The sequence below is a fragment of the Cyanobacterium sp. Dongsha4 genome, assembly GCF_036345015.1.
Taxonomy (GTDB): Bacteria; Cyanobacteriota; Cyanobacteriia; order Cyanobacteriales; family Cyanobacteriaceae; genus PCC-10605.
The window spans coordinates 1175872-1193514 of sequence record NZ_CP084098.1 but is presented as its reverse complement, the minus strand read 5'-3'; the positions used below and the strand labels follow the sequence as shown (position 1 = coordinate 1193514).

General features: G+C 36.0%; 13 protein-coding genes. 7 read left to right on the top strand and 6 right to left on the bottom strand.

The window, feature by feature from the left end:
• Window positions 1–15: 15 nt before the first annotated feature.
• From Dongsha4_RS05085 to Dongsha4_RS05065, 5 genes are all read right to left on the bottom strand, one after another.
• The gene (locus Dongsha4_RS05085) at window positions 16–1506 is read right to left on the bottom strand and encodes a UDP-N-acetylmuramoyl-L-alanyl-D-glutamate--2,6-diaminopimelate ligase (RefSeq protein WP_330204643.1); all 1491 of its coding nucleotides are present in this window, start codon (window positions 1504–1506) and stop codon (window positions 16–18) included.
• A gap of 234 nt (window positions 1507–1740) precedes the next feature.
• On the bottom strand, window positions 1741–2175 hold the full coding sequence (gene tsaE, locus Dongsha4_RS05080; protein WP_330204642.1) for a tRNA (adenosine(37)-N6)-threonylcarbamoyltransferase complex ATPase subunit type 1 TsaE: 435 nt from the start codon (window positions 2173–2175) through the stop codon (window positions 1741–1743).
• A gap of 77 nt (window positions 2176–2252) precedes the next feature.
• Window positions 2253–3434, bottom strand: a complete 1182-nt coding sequence (locus Dongsha4_RS05075; protein WP_330204641.1) for an aspartate aminotransferase — start codon at window positions 3432–3434, stop codon at window positions 2253–2255.
• 253 nt (window positions 3435–3687) lie between these two features.
• Entirely contained in the window at window positions 3688–4683 is a 996-nt protein-coding gene (gene egtD / locus Dongsha4_RS05070; protein WP_330204640.1) for an L-histidine N(alpha)-methyltransferase, read from the bottom strand.
• A 608-nt stretch (window positions 4684–5291) separates the two neighbouring features.
• Entirely contained in the window at window positions 5292–5735 is a 444-nt protein-coding gene (locus tag Dongsha4_RS05065) for a hypothetical protein (protein ID WP_015220245.1), read from the bottom strand.
• Between the two features lie 596 nt (window positions 5736–6331).
• Between Dongsha4_RS05065 and cobS the strand changes: the two genes are divergently transcribed.
• From cobS to Dongsha4_RS05045, 4 genes are all read left to right on the top strand, one after another.
• Window positions 6332–7090 (top strand): adenosylcobinamide-GDP ribazoletransferase, encoded by a 759-nt coding sequence (gene cobS / locus Dongsha4_RS05060; RefSeq protein ID WP_330204639.1) that lies wholly within the window; start codon window positions 6332–6334, stop codon window positions 7088–7090.
• 108 nt (window positions 7091–7198) lie between these two features.
• Window positions 7199–10081 (top strand): glycerol-3-phosphate acyltransferase, encoded by a 2883-nt coding sequence (locus tag Dongsha4_RS05055; protein WP_330204638.1) that lies wholly within the window; start codon window positions 7199–7201, stop codon window positions 10079–10081.
• 114 nt (window positions 10082–10195) lie between these two features.
• Window positions 10196–10780, top strand: coding sequence for an ATP-dependent Clp endopeptidase proteolytic subunit ClpP (gene clpP, locus Dongsha4_RS05050; RefSeq protein ID WP_330204637.1), 585 nt, complete (start codon window positions 10196–10198; stop codon window positions 10778–10780).
• A 172-nt stretch (window positions 10781–10952) separates the two neighbouring features.
• Window positions 10953–12140 (top strand): M20 family metallopeptidase, encoded by a 1188-nt coding sequence (locus tag Dongsha4_RS05045; protein ID WP_330204636.1) that lies wholly within the window; start codon window positions 10953–10955, stop codon window positions 12138–12140.
• Between the two features lie 120 nt (window positions 12141–12260).
• Here the strand turns inward: Dongsha4_RS05045 and Dongsha4_RS05040 are convergent, their stop codons facing one another.
• Complete coding sequence (locus Dongsha4_RS05040) at window positions 12261–13421, bottom strand: aminotransferase class V-fold PLP-dependent enzyme (protein WP_330204635.1); 1161 nt, start codon at window positions 13419–13421, stop codon at window positions 12261–12263.
• An 828-nt stretch (window positions 13422–14249) separates the two neighbouring features.
• Here Dongsha4_RS05040 and pstS point away from each other — a divergent pair.
• The 3 genes from pstS to pstA all read left to right on the top strand — a co-directional run bounded on the left by pstS (window position 14250) and on the right by pstA (window position 17566).
• Window positions 14250–15392, top strand: coding sequence for a phosphate ABC transporter substrate-binding protein PstS (pstS, locus tag Dongsha4_RS05035; protein WP_330204634.1), 1143 nt, complete (start codon window positions 14250–14252; stop codon window positions 15390–15392).
• Between the two features lie 142 nt (window positions 15393–15534).
• The gene (gene pstC, locus Dongsha4_RS05030) at window positions 15535–16494 is read left to right on the top strand and encodes a phosphate ABC transporter permease subunit PstC (RefSeq protein ID WP_330204633.1); all 960 of its coding nucleotides are present in this window, start codon (window positions 15535–15537) and stop codon (window positions 16492–16494) included.
• Between the two features lie 187 nt (window positions 16495–16681).
• Window positions 16682–17566 carry a phosphate ABC transporter permease PstA gene (gene pstA / locus Dongsha4_RS05025; protein ID WP_330204632.1) on the top strand — a complete coding sequence of 295 codons (885 nt, stop codon included), beginning with the start codon at window positions 16682–16684 and terminating at the stop codon, window positions 17564–17566.
• Window positions 17567–17643: the final 77 nt, after the last annotated feature.

Sequence of the window (17643 nt, the reverse complement as noted above, 5' to 3'; positions counted from 1 at the left end):
ACTAATTACTAATTTTTAATTGCCTTTTTGACTTAGAGCTTTTCTTGCTTCTTCTCTATCATCAAAATGGATTTTTTCCGTACCAAGGATTTGATAGTCTTCATGGCCTTTTCCAGCAATTAAAACTCCGTCTCCTGATTGTGCCATAGAAATTGCCATAGAAATTGCTAAAGCTCGATCGCACTGTACAATAGGTTTAACATCTTCGGGAATACCTGTGAGAATATCTGCAAGAATTTGTTCAGGATTTTCGGTGCGAGGATTATCTGAAGTTACTACCACTATATCAGCACCCTGAGCGGCTATTTTACCCATTATAGGACGTTTGGTACGATCGCGATCGCCTCCACAACCAAATACACAAATCATCTTACCAGAAATAAAAGGACGAGCGGCTTGTAAAAGGTTTTCTAAACTATCAGGAGTATGAGCATAATCCACTATCACACTTATATCTTGATGAGTATTAACTTGCACCCTTTCCATTCTTCCTGGCACACCAACAAAACTAGAGAGATTTTCTGCAATCACTTCTAAACTCATCCCTAAAGATAATACTGCTCCGACACTAGCAAGTAAATTCGAGAGGTTAAATTGCCCCACTAGGGGAGAACTAAAATTGATATTACCCTCTGGGGTATGCAAAATCCCTTTAACTCCATCTGCCTGATAAGTTAAATCACTGGTGTATAAATCAGCCGAGGTGTTGTTGACGCTGTAACTCCAAACTTGTTTTTGAGCAAGACGCTGAATTAATCTTTGTCCATAATCATCATCATAATTAATAATTGCTCTTCCCCTTAAATAGTCTTCAGAAAATAGTAAGGCTTTGGCTTCAAAATAATCTTCCATATCTTTATGGTAGTCAAGATGATCTTGAGTTAAATTAGTGAACACAGCGACATCAAAATGACAACCTCTGATTCTTTTTTGAGCTAGAGCATGGGAACTTACTTCCATCACTACATATTCATTCTTTGCCTCTAAGGCTTCTGCTAACTGTGCTTGTAAATCTACCGCAAAAGGGGTGGTATGGGTTGCAGTTTTCTGATAATCTTGCCAACGGGCGTATAAAGTGCCAAAAAGAGCGGTTTTCTGAACAGCCTGATTCAAAAAAAATTCGATTAAATGAGTAGTGGTAGTTTTTCCATTAGTACCTGTAACCCCCACCATCTTTAATTTTTCACTAGGATAACCATAAAATTTAGAGGCTATATCTGCACAGACTGAGGGTATATCATCGGCAACTATCACACAATCATTATCCGTAGGGGGGATTTTCTCACTAGCTTCCTGACTAATAATAGATGCGATCGCACCTTCTGTCAATGCACTTTGCCAAAACTCACCTCCATCAACTCTAGTGCCGGGCATACCAATAAAAACATCACCAATACCACAACTATGAGAATTTGTCGTAATACCTTTAACTTCCTGATCCAAGTTAGGATGATTTGTAAGAGGGGTTAAATAGTTTAAATCAGCTAATAATTGACGTAATTTCATAAAATATCCCTCCAGGGCTGATATACAGGATTTTAGAATTATTTAATAATAGCGAAAATAGATTGATAGTTAGTGAAACTGATCACAATTTCCTGAAATCAGACGTAATATTGGACAAAAAGCAAAGGGCAAACCCCCCTTTATCCCCCCTCGAGAGGGGGGAGGGCAAAAGTCATTAGTTTCTCCTTAACACCCTAATACCCCAACACCTAAACACTCTGAAACCTTTTTCTATTAAATATAAGTAATAAAGGCGTTTCTGCCAGAATCTGGGGTTAATTCCAAAATAATTTGCCAATAGTGTGGTGGCAGTTGAGGTAGTAAATCAGACCATTCGATGGCGGTAATACCTGCTTCTACTTCTATACCTTCCCAGTAATTTTGCAAATGTAAATATTTTACCTGCTCTGGATTTAAGCGATATAAGTCAATATGGTAAAGGGGGATTTTCCCTTCTAAATACTCGTTAATGAGGGTGAAAGTAGGGCTAACAATAGGTTCATTTATACCTAAACCTTCCCCTAAACCTTGAATAAAAGTGGTTTTTCCTGCCCCTAAATTACCTTGCAATAACAAGACGGAATTAGGGGTTAATTTTTGAGCAAATTCTTTACCTAGTTTTTTTGTGGATTCCTCATCAGGAAGAAATATTTTTTTTTGGGTTTCCATTATTCTTGAATAAAAAATTTAGGTACGAAAAAAAGAGGAGTCAGGTAATAGAAATGAAAAACTTATTAATTATTAATTTAATATCGAATATTCGCTTTTTCCCAACGTTGTAAGGCTTCAGAAAGGCGATCGCAATCTGCTATTAAACTAACTCTCACATAACCTTCTCCACCATCACCAAAAGCATTACCGGGGGTGACAACAACTCCTGTTTTTTGTAATAAATCAAGGGCGAAGTCAGTAGAATTAGAATTGCGGGGTACTGGTATCCACAAATACATCGTAGCGGAAGATGGTTTTACATTCCATCCCATTTTACTTAAACCTTCGATGAGAAAATCACGGCGTTTTTGATACCGTTGTTGCACCTCATGGATGTAACTATCAGGCAATTGTAAAGCTGTCTGCGCCGCCGCCTGAATCACGCTAAAAATGCCATAGTCAAGATTAGTTTTCAGGGTGCGCAAACCTTGAATAATATCGCTATTACCTACCACAAAACCAACACGCCAACCAGCCATATTATAGGTTTTAGAAAGGGTGTGAAATTCAACTCCTATTTCTTTTGCACCTTTAATTTGCAGTAAGCTAGTAGGTTCATAGCCTTCAAATGCTAACTCAGCATAGGCTAAATCATGAACTAACATCACCTCATAATGTTTTGCCCACGACACCACTTCTTCAAAAAAAGCCCTCGGTGCGGTGGCGGTGGTAGGGTTATTAGGATAGTTGAAGTAAAGAATTTTTGTTTTACGGGCTATATCTTCGGGAATTTGTGTTAAATCGATTAACCAATCATTTTCAGCACTTAGTTTCAACGCATATATGTCCGCTCCGGCAATGGCAGGTCCTCGGTAGTGTGCAGGATAAGATGGACTTGGTACAATAACGGTGTCACCGGGGTTAACATAGGCTAAGGCTAAATGGGATAATCCTTCTTTTGATCCTAGTAATGGTAAGGCTTCACTATCTGGATTTAATTCTACTTGATAGCGTCTTTGATACCAAGATGCGATCGCATTTCTGAAATTGGCAGTTCCTTCAAAGGGTGGATAACCGTGATATTTTGCCACATTTAACGCCTCTTTTGCCGCTTCAATTACAGGAGTTGGGGCGAAACCGTCTGGATTACCCATCCCTAAGTCTATCAAATCTAAACCTTGTTCTCTGGCTTTGGCTTTTAATTCATCTAAACGGGCAAACACATAGGGGGGTAAGGCACTTAAACGATTAGCACGATTAATCCAACTGGTTTTCATAGGTATATTAAATCTCTCTTAACAAATAAATAGATTGAGTATGCCCCAACATATTGATCAGCAATGATTTATTCTACATCAAGGGAGTATTCTTTTTAAATCAGGTTTGAAGGTTTAGGGAAGTTAATGAGTTAATGAGTTAATGAGTTTTTAATTCTTAATTATTCACCATGTTATTGAAAATAACGAAAGCACTTACCTATTGTCTCCTCTTACCTACCTCAACCAGCAGACTTAGATGCAACAAACTAGCTTACTCTTTTAATTGTGAGAGAATTAAACCAAACCACTGTTTTTCATCAGTCCAATATTTGATAGGTTTTAAACGATGTTGGGCTAAAAATTCTTCCATTTGCTCTAAATTAAATTTACGAGAAATTTCCGTTAATATGCTTTCTCCTGCTTCTATTTCTATCTTTAAATCTATTTTTTTCAATTGTATTGTCTGCGCTTGTTTTGCTTTTAAATACATTTCTATTTGTTGTTCATTTTGATTATAAATAGCATGGTGTTGGAATGAATCGAGATCAAAATTACCCTCATAGCGTTGATTGAGATGAGATAACATATTTAAGTTAAATTTTGCCGTCACCCCTTGGCTATCGTTATAGGCTTTTTCTAATATCTCCTTCGGTTTCTGCAAGTCTATACCTAATAAAAAATAATCCCCTACTTGTAAAATATCCCTCACTTCATTAAAGAGGCGATCGCACTCTTCTTGAGTAAAATTACCTAATGTACTACCGAGAAAAACTATCATACGTTTAGGTAAAGAAGAAGGAGGCAGTTGCAATAAGGCTTGTTCATAAGTACCTACCAAACCAAGAATTGATAAATGGGGATATTCGCTATGGAGTTGTAAAGCACTTTCTTTGAGGATTTCGCTACTAACATCAATGGGCACATATTGCCACGGTTGCCCTAAATTTTCATAAGCAGATAGTAACAAACGAGTTTTTGTGGAGCTACCACTGCCCAATTCCACTAATTCACAAACTCCTGTGAGCTCAGCAATTTCAGTACTAGCTTGTTGTAAAATTTCTGTTTCGGTGCGGGTGGGATAATATTCAGGTAAGAGGCAAATTTGTTCAAACAATTCTGAACCATAAGCGTCATAAAAATATTTTGCGGGTATTGTTTTTGGTGTGGAATTCAATCCCTCAATTACATCTTGACCATCATTAGCTATGGGTAAAATGTTTTCTAAATACTGAATTTCGATCGAACGCTTCTGGTTACTGACAATCATAGATATATAAATAAATAATAATTCAAATCCCAAGACAAGTCTGAGTTCGGAGTTCAGGGTTCAGGGTTCGGAGTTAAAATAACTAGATATGGATGAAAAAAGTAGATAAATTGATTATATCTTGAGGCAAGACCCATTCCAAGAAAGATGGAACAGTAATTGGATTTAGTTAAAAATCAGCTAAAATCTATAGAATAATATTTTTCATTAATTCTTTTAACTTTTCTCTTTTCCCCACCTTAACCGAAAATTTTATATCGAACTCAGGTAAAGTTAAGAGGTTCGAGGTTCTGAAATGTTGTTACAATTCTATTCTGAGTTTTGGGGAATTGGAAGATGAGCTCACAAGAATAGATTTTCACAAACTATCTAAGATCATACACTTTAAGAGTGATGGTAGTTACACTTTCAATGAACAGTTTTAAGAACTATTGAAGCTAAAAGATGATTGTAAGAAATAAATGATGAAAGCAGATAATTTGATCACTAATCAAATATGCCACAATGTTGGTTAATTCCTATCAAAAACTACCTTTATCAGAACCCCAATCCCCTCTCTTTCCTTCCTCACCAACACCTTAAACCCTATAATCTAAAAAGGAAAACTCTTAAAAATCTTCATCTAGCTGAACATCCCACTTAGCCGAGAAAACTTCCCCTAACATTTCTTCTAAACTATCAAAGCCTAAATTTTTAGAAACTTGTTGCTCTTGACTGGTATTTACGAAAGGAATTAACTTAAGAATACGATTATCTTGGACTAAATCAAAGTGAGTTTCTTGAGGAGAGACTTGATTTAATTGTAAATAATCAAAACTTTGAACGTTGATGTAAAGACTATTATTAACTACTACTGTTGCTTGATTTGGGTCATTAAAAACTTCTAAAATCCAACCTTGCCCTTGATTTTGAATTACTCCGTCAATGCTGTGTAGGTAACGCACTTGAGTTAAATCATTAATAAGGCGTTTCATATCTTCTTTGTTTACTAACATCCCTGTTTCTATGATACAGGGGGCAGGTAATTGACGATAATTTGGTTGATGATTCATAGTTATTAACCCTTTTTTGCTCCTAATTTATTTTGTCTAAATTGAATAGATTTTGATACTATCACTTAATTTATTGTCCGAGAAAAAAGTTAGCACTTTTATTTTTTTTCACTGAAAAATACATGGGCTATCCTTCCCAAAAACAGACAGAGGTGTAGGGATTAAACTTATTCAAGACAAGAAACAATCCTTCTCAACTCTGCGATTTTGTATCAAGATTCTACGGTTTTACTCTTAAAGAGTATTTAACCATCCCAAATGTCGAATTATTTAACTCATACTCTATTTTAGGACTGCTAGAAGCTAGTCTTAATATGATTTCAAGCTGAGACTTTTTTTGACAAAACAGTCAATTTCTATTCTTATGTTAATAGCAAATTTGGGATTTTACGAATTTTATTTTTTTGCTACCACACAATCTTAACCTAAAATTAAATATTTGTTCAGGTTCGCTTTTGTTTTCTTTATGATTGACCTATATGCAAAATGAAAATTAAAATCTATTTCCATAGAGAAACAGTAGATTTTCTTAACTTTTGCCTCATGTCTTTCTCTCTATTTCGGTTTACCTCTTGCCTAACTTTTGCAAAAATCTAATGAAAAACTTTGTATCCTCTTTTTTTGGGGCAGTCATTTTCTATAGTCGTATTCCCCTTCCCTCTTTTATTTCAATAAGTTTTTTTAAGACTGCTTTATGGCTACCTTGGATTGGAGTTTTGTTAGCCAGTTTGCTCAGTATTTTTGCTCTAATGCTCGATGTCATTGGTTTTCCTCCTTTAACTAAAATTGTTTTACTTGTCTTTGCTTGGATTTGTGTAACTGGTGGATTACATTTCGATGGTGCGATCGATGCTGGGGATGCTTGGGGGGTGCAGGGGGATCAAAAAAAACGCTTAGAAGTGATGCAGGATAGTCGTGTTGGTGCTTATGGGTTAATTTCTGGTATTTTTTTAGTTTTGCTTAAAATTGCCAGTTTATATGAGCTTTCTATACCTTTATGGTGGGGCTTAATGATTTCTATGAGTTGGGGAAGGTGGGGACAATTAGGTGCGATCGCACTTTATCCTTATGTGAGAGAAGAAGGAAAAGGAGCTTTTCTGAAAAAAGACTTAAATTTCCCTTTAGATGGGTTTATTGGTTCTTTATTTATGATTTTCTTGATAATTATTCAATTTTACTTTCTAGGAAATTCACTCACTCAAATTATTACTACAAATATAATTGGTGCTAGTATTTCTTTAATGACGGGATGGTTAATTCAAAAACCATTAGGAGGTCATACAGGGGATACTTATGGTGCTACTGTTGAATGGAGTGAGGCTTTAATTCTTTGTTGTTTGAGTATTAAAAGTTGACAATCAACATAAAAATAACAGAATTGACAACCAAAAGTTGACGATAATGAGTTTTTCAAAGAGCAAAATACTCTATCCATTACTGAACTAATTTTGTATTAATCAATTATGACTATGACACAAATTGGCGGAATTTTAAGTATCTTAATTATTCCCCCTATAATTGGAGCGATACCTTTAATAGATTGGTTTACCTATGCAGTTTCAGGAAAGGAATTGACCAAATTAGGTACAGGAAACATCTCTGTATCCGCCGCTTTTTATCATGGTGGTAAATTAGCAGGAATTTTGGCAGTGTTATCGGAAGCAGGAAAAGGGGTAGGAGTAGTTTTATTATCGAGAATATTTTTCCCTTCTGGTTCGTTTTGGGAGATTATTACCCTAATAATGCTTATTTTAGGACGTTATTACTTTGGTAAAGGGGCAGGTGCAACTAATTTAACTTGGGGTATTGTTACTCATAATCCCGTTGCGGCATTGTTAATTTTTATTTTGGGGGGAGTTAGTTTCACTATTTGGCGTGAGAAACAAGCAGGAAGAATTAGTGTGTTGTTTTTAATGGTGGTGGTTTTATCAGCACAAAATATTAATCATCCTGAATACATTTTACTCACCATTATTTTAGCTAGTTTGATGATTTGGATTTATCGGCAAATGGCAGATGATTTAGAATTAAATCCTAGTGAAGTCAATGGGGAATCAGCAAAAATGTTTCGTTTTTTTCGGGGCGACAGTGGTATTGTCAGTTTGAATGAAACCCTTAATCCCCAAAAAGTGGGGGCAAAAGCCACTAATCTTTCTCGGTTAAAAAAGTGGGGTTATAATGTTCCTGATGGTTGGGTTTTAAAAGTTGGAGATGATATTCATAAGCTACAAGAATTTATCAATCCTTCTTCTAGTAACCCTTATGTAGTTCGTTCTTCTGCTTTAGATGAAGATACTAATTGGGCATCGGCGGCTGGTATTTATGATAGTTTTGTAAATTTGACAGATTTTGATAGTCTTTCTCAAGCTATTGTTAATTGTTTTTCATCTTATAATAGTGCGATCGCACTTGATTATCGACAAAGACAAAAGCAGTCAGAAAAAGGTATTGCGGTTATTATTCAAAAACAAATCAATGGCATATGTTCGGGAGTAATTTTTAGTAGAGATCCTGTTAATCAACTAGAAGATACCGTTTGCATTGAAGCAGTGTCGGGCATGGGTTTAAAATTAGTTTCAGGGGAGGTGACACCGCAACAGTATAGAGTCTTTTTTCCTGAAGAAAAAGTGGAAGGAGAAGGGGATATATCCCAAGAAGTTGTACTCAATTTAGGCAAAATAGCAAGGGAAATTGAACATTTGTGCCAAGGCGTTCCCCAAGATATAGAATGGACTTACGATGGCGAAAAAATTTGGTTACTGCAAACTCGTCCTATTACTACTCTTAAACCAGTATGGACAAGAAAAATTGCCGCCGAAGTTATCCCCGGAGTCATACGCCCTTTAACATGGTCAATTAATCAACCTCTTACCTGTGGTGTTTGGGGTGAAATTTTTACCATTGTTTTAGGCAAAAAGTCTCGCACATTAGATTTTAGTCAAACAGCAACTCTTCATTATGACCATGCTTATTTTAATGCTACCCTCTTAGGAGAGATTTTTCTATTAATGGGTTTACCTCCAGAAAGTTTGGAATTTCTCACCCGTGGTAGTAAATTTAGTAAACCTCCACTGACGGCAACCATCAGTAATTTAGGAGGTTTATGGCGTTTGTTAAGAAAAGAGTGGCGATTGATTGCAGATTTTGCCCATGATAATGATCGTCATTTTAGACCAATTTTAGATGAATTAAAAGATATTCCCTGTGAAACTTTATCTACCATAGAATTGCTCGATCGCATCGATCATATTTTAGAAATATTAAAAAAAGCAACTTATTATAGTATTCTCGCCCCTTTAAGTTATAGTTTAAGACAAACAATTTTTCAGGTTAATCCCAATGATTTAGACTATGATAAAATTCCTGAAATAACTTCCATAAAATCTCTACAAAAAATTGCGATCGAAACTCAAAATTTATTATCAGAAGCTGAATTAAATCAACTAGATTGTAATAATTATCCTGCCTTTTTTTCTTATTTATCTGAATCAACAGAAGGAGAATCCATTTTAAATCGCCTAGAAAAATGGTTAGAAGAATATGGATATTTAAGCGAAACTGCCACAGATATAGCCGTCTCTCGATGGTCAGAAGATCAACGCCATATGCGTTTAATGTTTTCTAAATTTGTTGGAGAAAAAGAGATTAATTTAAAAGTAAATAAAGATAAAAATAAATCATGGAAAACTTCTATCGTTCAACCTCGACTAGATTTAAAAGGACAAGTTGCCGAAATTTATTCTAAACTTTTAGCTTATCTTCGTTATAGTTTTGTGGAGATAGAAAACAAATTAATTAAAGAAAGAAAAGTATTAGAGCAAGGAGATTTATTCTTCTTAAAATCAACAGAATTGAGAGATTTAATTAAAGATAAAAATGTCAATATCGATAAAATTTATAACTTAATAAAAGCCAGAAAATGGACATGGGAAGAAAATAAAAAAATCAAGAAAATTCCTTACCTTATCTATGGAGAAACACCCCAAATAGATTTAACAAATCAGAATGATATATCGACAACAAAAAAAATTCTGCAAGGAATCCCAGCTAGTATGGGAATAAAAGAAGGAAAAATAAAAATAATTAAAAGTTTAATAGAAGCAAAAAACATCGATCAAGAAACCATAATGGTTGTACCCTATACAGATGCAGGATGGACAACAATTCTAACTCAAGCAGGAGCAATTATTTCCGAAGTAGGAGGCAAACTATCTCACGGTGCAATTATTGCCAGAGAATACCACATTCCTGCCGTGATGGACATTCCCCATGCCACAGAAATTTTCCAGGATGGTCAATTAGTCAAAGTTAATGGTAATAATGGAATAGTAACAATCCTATCGTAAATAACAATCGAGCATTAAGAGTTGTATTTTATTTTTCCCTATCTTTTGTTGATAGCTTAATAAGTTAAAATCAACATAAAAAACCGTAGCAAAATTATATAGAGATTAACTGTAATGATACCAACCGTTATTGAAACATCAGGACGTGGCGATCGCGCTTTTGATATATATTCAAGACTACTTAGAGAGAGAATTATTTTTTTAGGACAACAAGTCACTGATGAATTAGCTAATTCCTTAGTAGCACAATTGTTATTGCTCGAAGCAGAAGACCCAGAAAAAGATATTTATCTATACATCAACTCCCCCGGTGGATCAGTTTCCGCAGGATTAGGTATTTTTGATACTATGAATCAAATTAAGCCTGATGTTTGTACTATTTGTGTAGGACTAGCGGCAAGTATGGGAGCATTCTTGCTCAGTGCTGGTGCAAAAGGAAAAAGAATGAGCCTTCCTAATTCTCGCATCATGATTCACCAACCCCTCGGAGGTGCGCAAGGACAAGCTACAGACATAGAGATTCAAGCCAAAGAAATCCTCTACCTGAAAAAACAGTTAAATCACTATATGGCTTCTCACACAGGGCAACCCCTAGACAAAATCGAAGAAGACACAGAAAGAGACTTTTTCATGTCTGCCGAAGAAGCAAGAGATTATGGTTTAATTGACCGAGTTGTTACTAGAAGTCAAATTAAATAGTACTTGATTTGGGTAAGAGGTGTCGGGTTTCGGGTTTCAGGTATTAAGGTGTTGGGGTTAGAGTTAATTAAACACTTTTACTCTTCTCCCCTTTTAAGGGAAGACACAGAGAGGTTTGCCCCTAGTCTATTTTATATTAATTGCTAATTACTAATTATTTATTATTAATTGTATGCCTAACGAATCTCAAATTAGAGATAAAATCGCACTTTTGCAACCAGAATTAGTACAATGGCGCCGTCAAATTCATCAATACCCAGAGTTAGGATTTAAAGAAATTTTGACTGCTAATTTCGTCAGTGAGAAATTAAGCCAGTGGGGTATTGCCCATGAAAAAGGTGTTGCCAAAACAGGTATTGTTGCAGTTATCAAAAGTAATTATGTAGGTAAAGTATTAGGTATTCGTGCGGATATGGATGCTTTACCCATTCAAGAAGAAAACTCCGTTTCTTACTGTTCTAAACACGATGGTATTATGCACGCCTGTGGTCATGATGGTCATACTGCGATCGCCCTTGGAATTGCCCATTATTTAGCTCATAATCGAGATAAATGGCGGGGAACGGTAAAAATCATTTTTCAACCCGCCGAGGAAGGGCCAGGGGGTGCGAAACCGATGATTGAACAGGGGGTGCTATCGAATCCCGATGTTGATGCTATCATTGGCTTACATTTATGGAACAATTTACCCGTTGGTACTATCGGAGTTAGAGAAGGAGCATTAATGGCGGCGGTAGAGTGCTTTAAATGCACTATTTTTGGCAAGGGAGGCCATGGTGCTATGCCAGATCAAACCATTGATTCTGTGGTGGTTGGTTCTCAAATAGTTAATGCCTTACAAACTATTGTTGCCAGAAATATCGCCCCTGTAGATAGTGCTGTAGTGACAGTGGGAGAGTTTCATGCAGGTACAGCCCTTAATGTTATTGCTGACACGGCAAAGATGAGTGGCACTGTACGTTATTTTAATCCAAAACTAGAATCATTCATTGGTCAAAGAATCAAAGACATTATCGGTGGCATTTGTCAAAGTCATGGGGCTGAATATGAATTAGATTATTGGCAGTTATATCCTCCCGTTATCAATAATCCTCAAATTACTCAATTAGTTAAATCTGTGGCGATGGAAGTGGTAGAAACTCCTATGGGTGTTGTACCTGAATGCCAAACTATGGGGGGGGAAGATATGTCCTTTTTCTTGCAAGAAGTGCCGGGGTGTTATTTCTTTCTTGGTTCAGCCAATGCTGATAAAAAGCTCAATTATCCTCACCATCATCCCCGTTTTGATTTTGATGAAACTGTCTTGAGTATGGGAGTGGAAATTTTTGCCCGTTGTGTGGAAAAGTTTAATAGTGAATAGTTGAGAATTAAGAATTAAAAACCCCGTTCACAACCGAAGGGAGTACAAGAGCCGAAGGCGAACTCTCGTTTCTCCCTAACACCTGCAACCTGCAATCTGACACCTGATACCTAACCTTATTTAAAGTTGTGCAATCAATTCATCAATTTCAGATTCTAAAGTTAGATAATGGACACAAGCTCTAATACAGTAAGGATTAGCTAAAGTTCTCAAGAAAAAACCCTTTTCTTCCAACATTTTGACGATTTTTTGTGGATCTTGCCCCGGTTTTGGATAGAATGACACTAAACCTGACTCTGGAGGAGTATCTTTTTTTAAGCACTCAATACCTTCTATCTGTTGTAATTTTGACCAGAGATAAGCACTTAGTTTTTTGATTCGATCGTAGCGTTCCTCTATTGTACCCCATGATTGATGAATTGCGATCGCTTCTTGTAAGCCAGTATATAAAGGATAGGCCGAGGTTGCCACTTCAAAACGACTGCCATCATCTATAAATGTCAAATCTGAGTTGGTGAAATCTAAACCACGCCAACCGATAAAAGTAGGGCGAAGAGAAGTAAGTAAATCTTCCCTAATATAAAGAAAACCTACTCCAGAAGCACCACATAACCATTTATGCCCCGTGCAACCATAGTAATCAACTTCGGATTCTATTAAGTTTAAAGGTATTCCTCCTGCTGACTGCGCCCCATCTACTAATACTTGTATGGGCTTATTCTGATGAGGGTAATTATGACAAACTTGGACTATCTCTTTTAACGGTAGCACTTGCCCAGTATTCCAGAGAACATGACTGATAACTAATAAGCGAGTTTTTGCTGTGAGATGATTTTTGATTATTTCTACAGGATTGCCGTTATTTAAAGTCTGTATAATGGGACAAACTGCCATTTTAACCCCGAAACGACGGGCTATCTCTTTGATACTCGCAATTACCCCCGGATGCTCCGCATCAGTTAACAAAATTTCATCTCCTTCTTGCCATTCAATACCCCAAAGAGCAATATTACAACTACTGGTAACATTTTCTGTTAAAACTATTGTTTTTGGTTTCGCTCCTACTTCAGATGCGATCGCAATTTTAGTCTTATTAATATTTTCTTGAATCCAACTGTTAATTTTGATACCAAAAGCACCAATTTTGTCGATAAATTTGTAGGTATCAATAATCTTATTTAAAGCGGATTGAGGTAAAATACCTTGACCTCCATAATTAAAATAATATTTATCTTGTAAACCGATAAAATTTTGTCTCTGAGTGTTTATTTCTGAAGTCATAATTCTGAGGAAAAATAGTATGTTCAATAATTAATAAATATTCATTGATAAGTCAGTATCTCTAATGATTTAGAGTTTTATTATTGGGATATATAAATCAAGATAATGGCTATAGATGTTCAATTATATAGCCTACACCCTTTATTAATATTAGGTATAGGCAACTATTATTTAATAATAATTAAATTTTTTATATAATCAGTATTTATTCAACAAGTCTTTTTTACTTATATAATCTATATTTATGAATAACATTTTTTCGGAAAATTTGTCAAGGTTAATAAATATTATGAGGCTCATTAATATATTCAATATCTTAAATTTCTAATACTAAGTAAAAACTTTTTATTTTTTTGAATAAACAAAATAATTATAACTATTTTATAAAAATAATATTCCTACTTATTAACTTATATTTATCATTTTTATTAGATATAAAATATTAAAAATAAATATAATTTAAAAATCATCAAATATTTCAAACCTCTTTACTTACAAACGCAATTATTTGTTACAGATGCTACACTGGAAAAATATCTTTTATTATTTTAATCACAGTATAAAAAAAGTGCTAACTCTTTGTCAGAAAAGATTTTATAGATTTTTACTAATAACTTTCAAACTGAATTTATCCATTTAATAAAAAACAAGATTGGTGAATGATTTACCACTATTTATAATATTTTTAAACCATAATCAATAATATATTTTTTGATGATTTCCCCACCATTTCTTAACCTTTTCTTTACCACAGGATAGGAATAGTCATATTATGATGAGAGACTAAATAAAGACTAAGTAAAAATACATTCATAAACGATAATGAAAATGAAAACAAAACAATTATTTGGATCAGTATCCGCTCTATTTGTAGCTCTTAGTTTGACAGCTTGTGGCGGTGGTGGACAGCCCACCGATAATACTACTGGTGGTGGCGAAACTACTGGTGGCGGCGAAACTGCTTCTAGTACAACTATTGAAGTACCTTTTGAAAGTACAGTAACATTAAATGGTGCTGGTGCATCTTTCCCCGCTCCTTTGTATCAAAACTGGTTTGTTTCCCTTGCTCAAGTTCAACCTAAATTACAAGTAAATTATCAGTCTGTGGGTAGTGGTGCTGGAGTCGAACAATTTACTCAGCAAACGGTTGATTTCGGTGCTAGTGATGTAGCCATGAAAGACGAAGAAATTGATGCTATTGACAGAGGGGTATTGTTATTACCTATGACCGCAGGTAGTATTGTTTATGCCTATAATCTACCCGGAGTAGAAGGCTTGAAACTCAGTAGGGAAACCTATGTAGATATTGCATTGGGTAAAATTACAAATTGGAATGACCCTAAAATTGCCGCCGATAACGAGGGTGCAACTTTACCTGATTTACCTATTACTTTTGTTCATAGATCCGATGGTAGTGGAACTACTGGTGTATTTACAATGCACTTAAGTGCCATTAGTCCTGAATGGAAAGATACTATTGGTGAGGGTAAAACTGTACAATGGCCTAGCACTGGAAACTTTATTGGTGGGAAAGGAAATGAGGGTGTAACTGCCGCTATCACTCAAACTGAAGGTGCGATCGGATATGTAGAGTATGGTTATGCGAAAAACAACGGCTTAATGATGGCTTCTTTACAAAATCAGGCAGGAAACTTTATTGCACCTAGTGACGAAAGTGCTTCCAAAACTCTTGCTAACGTAGAATTGCCAGAAAACTTAAGAGCATTTATTACTGATCCTGAAGGAGACGATTCTTATCCTATCGTTACTTATACTTGGATGTTAGCATACAAAACCTATGATGATCCCAATAAAGCGATCGCAGTTGAAGCAATGATTCAGTACGGTTTAACCGAAGGACAAAAAGCCGCTCCTGCACTGGGTTATATTCCTTTACCCGCTAATGTGGTGGAAAAAGTAGCCGCCGCCGCCGATCAAATTACCCCAGATTACACCATTACCATTAACTAGAATTTAACCTTCATCTTTTAGTTTTAAGAAAAGTTAGAGAAGATAGATTGAAATAACTAACTATTTTTAGTCGTCTTCTCTTTAGCCTTATAAATTGAATTTGTCTATCTCATAAACTTATTTATTAAATAATAATCCCACTATGTCCAGATCAAATGGTAACGATTCCTACAGTATCGGGGATTCTCCTAGGGGAGTGGAAAAAAATCTTGATATAGGTTTTCGTTGGCTTACCCTTATTTTAGCCATTAGTATTGGCTTAATTCTTCTTAGCATAGCAATAATTGTTGCGATCGGAGCTTGGCCGGCCATTAAAGAATTTAACTTCACCTTCTTCAATAATAGCAACTGGAATCCCGTTGAAGATGAATATGGTGTTATTGCAGTGGTTTATGGTACACTCGTAAGTTCTCTGATTGCCCTAATTATTGCTATTCCTTTGGGAGTTGGTGCGGCCGTTTTCCTGAGCGAAGATTTTTTACCAGAAGAAATACGAACCATTCTTGTCTTTTTAGTGGAACTTTTAGCCGCAATTCCTAGTGTTGTTTATGGACTCTGGGGGATATTTGTTTTAATTCCTCTTACCAAAAGTTTAGGCACTTGGTTAAACGGTAACTTTGGTTGGTTTCCTTTATTTAGCACTCCCCCCACGGGGCCAGGAATGCTTCCTGCGGGTATCATCTTAGCAATTATGATTTTACCCATTATCATTGCTATTTCCCGTGACTCTCTAGCTTCCTTACCACCCGATTTAAGACAAGCCTCTCTCGGATTAGGTGCAACTCGTTGGGAAACCATTTTCCGAGTCCTAATTCCTGCCGCAATTTCTGGTATTGTCGGTGGTGTTATGTTAGCTTTAGGTCGTGCTATGGGAGAAACTATGGCGGCAACCATGATTATTGGGAACTCTAATAACCTGAATATTTCCATCCTTGCCCCTGCAAATACGATCGCATCTTTAATCGCCAACCAATTTGCTGAAGCTAGTGGTTTACAAGTATCAGCTTTGATGTATGCCGGTTTGGTATTAATGATTTTAACCTTAATAGTCAATGTCGGTGCTGAATATATCGTTAATCAAGTTAAAGCAAGATATGAGTAATCATAGTTCAGGGTTCGGAGTTCGGGGTTCGGAGTTCGGAGTTAAGAGTGAGTAGGGGTTGAGGTTGAATATATTCAACCCTTGTGGAATGGGGAGTAGGGAGTGGGGAGAGTGAAAAAATATCTAAAACCTGACACCTGACACCTTAATTTTTATTGTAACTTTCTATTTTTATTCAAAAACACTTATGACAGCATCAACTATTGGCAGTCTAAAAAGAAATCCATCGAGTAAAAGAGCAGTTTTTGGCTCAATTATGACTGGAATTTCCGCTCTATGTTTAATTTGTACGGTTATACCCTTATTTGCAGTGCTTTACTTTGTAATTATTCAAGGTTTTAGCCGTTTGAACACTAACTTATTTACCCAACTACCTCCACCTCCAGGATTAAGTGAGGGAGGAATTGCCAACGCTTTAATTGGAACTTTAGTAGTAGTCGGAATTGCCACTATTATCGCTGTACCCATTGGAGTATTAGCGGCAGTATATTTATCGGAGTTTAGCGGGAACAATAAATTAGCTTTAAGCATTCGTTTTGCGACTAATGTTTTAAGTGGTGTACCCTCAATTATCGCTGGGGTTTTCGCTTTTGGTTTATTGGTTTCTAGCGGTATCGTGGGTTTTTCCTCTGTGGCTGGGGGTGTTGCTTTAGCCGTATTAATGTTACCTACCATTATCCGTACTACTGATGAAGCCTTAAAAATTGTTCCTCAAGAGGTGCGTTGGGCGGCTTTAGGAGTTGGGGCTTATAACTATCAAACTGTAATTAAAATAGTATTACCTGCGGCTTTACCCGGTATCGTTACAGGTGTAACCCTTGCGATCGCACGAGCGGCAGGAGAAACAGCCCCCTTAATTTTCACCGCGTTATTCTCTAATTTCTGGCCTAATGTTTCTTTCCAAGGTTTACTCGAACCCATTGCCACCTTATCAGTATTAGTTTATAACTTTGCTATTCTCCCCTTTAAACCCCAACAAGAATTAGCATGGGCTGGATCGTTAATTTTAGTCTTTTTAGTATTGGGAACTAGCATTATCGCTCGTTTAGTAACCCGTAAAAAAGTTTATTAATTCCGTAATAAATTAGAAATTACCCTTTAGAATTTAATCCCTATCATCACCCAAAACCTAACTAGAGAGAAAAAACA

What these genes read in the sequence shown, in the direction of transcription:
- cobS (WP_330204639.1), top strand. Translation starts at nt 6,332, where the DNA reads ATGAAAAACTTTGTATCCTCTTTTTTTGGGGCAGTCATTTTCTATAGT.
- Dongsha4_RS05055 (WP_330204638.1), top strand. Translation starts at nt 7,199, where the DNA reads ATGACTATGACACAAATTGGCGGAATTTTAAGTATCTTAATTATTCCC.
- Dongsha4_RS05075 (WP_330204641.1), bottom strand. Translation starts at nt 3,434, where the DNA reads ATGAAAACCAGTTGGATTAATCGTGCTAATCGTTTAAGTGCCTTACCC.
- Dongsha4_RS05065 (WP_015220245.1), bottom strand. Translation starts at nt 5,735, where the DNA reads ATGAATCATCAACCAAATTATCGTCAATTACCTGCCCCCTGTATCATA.
- clpP (WP_330204637.1), top strand. Translation starts at nt 10,196, where the DNA reads ATGATACCAACCGTTATTGAAACATCAGGACGTGGCGATCGCGCTTTT.
- pstS (WP_330204634.1), top strand. Translation starts at nt 14,250, where the DNA reads ATGAAAACAAAACAATTATTTGGATCAGTATCCGCTCTATTTGTAGCT.
- tsaE (WP_330204642.1), bottom strand. Translation starts at nt 2,175, where the DNA reads ATGGAAACCCAAAAAAAAATATTTCTTCCTGATGAGGAATCCACAAAA.
- pstA (WP_330204632.1), top strand. Translation starts at nt 16,682, where the DNA reads ATGACAGCATCAACTATTGGCAGTCTAAAAAGAAATCCATCGAGTAAA.
- egtD (WP_330204640.1), bottom strand. Translation starts at nt 4,683, where the DNA reads ATGATTGTCAGTAACCAGAAGCGTTCGATCGAAATTCAGTATTTAGAA.
- Dongsha4_RS05040 (WP_330204635.1), bottom strand. Translation starts at nt 13,421, where the DNA reads ATGACTTCAGAAATAAACACTCAGAGACAAAATTTTATCGGTTTACAA.
- pstC (WP_330204633.1), top strand. Translation starts at nt 15,535, where the DNA reads ATGTCCAGATCAAATGGTAACGATTCCTACAGTATCGGGGATTCTCCT.
- Dongsha4_RS05045 (WP_330204636.1), top strand. Translation starts at nt 10,953, where the DNA reads ATGCCTAACGAATCTCAAATTAGAGATAAAATCGCACTTTTGCAACCA.
- Dongsha4_RS05085 (WP_330204643.1), bottom strand. Translation starts at nt 1,506, where the DNA reads ATGAAATTACGTCAATTATTAGCTGATTTAAACTATTTAACCCCTCTT.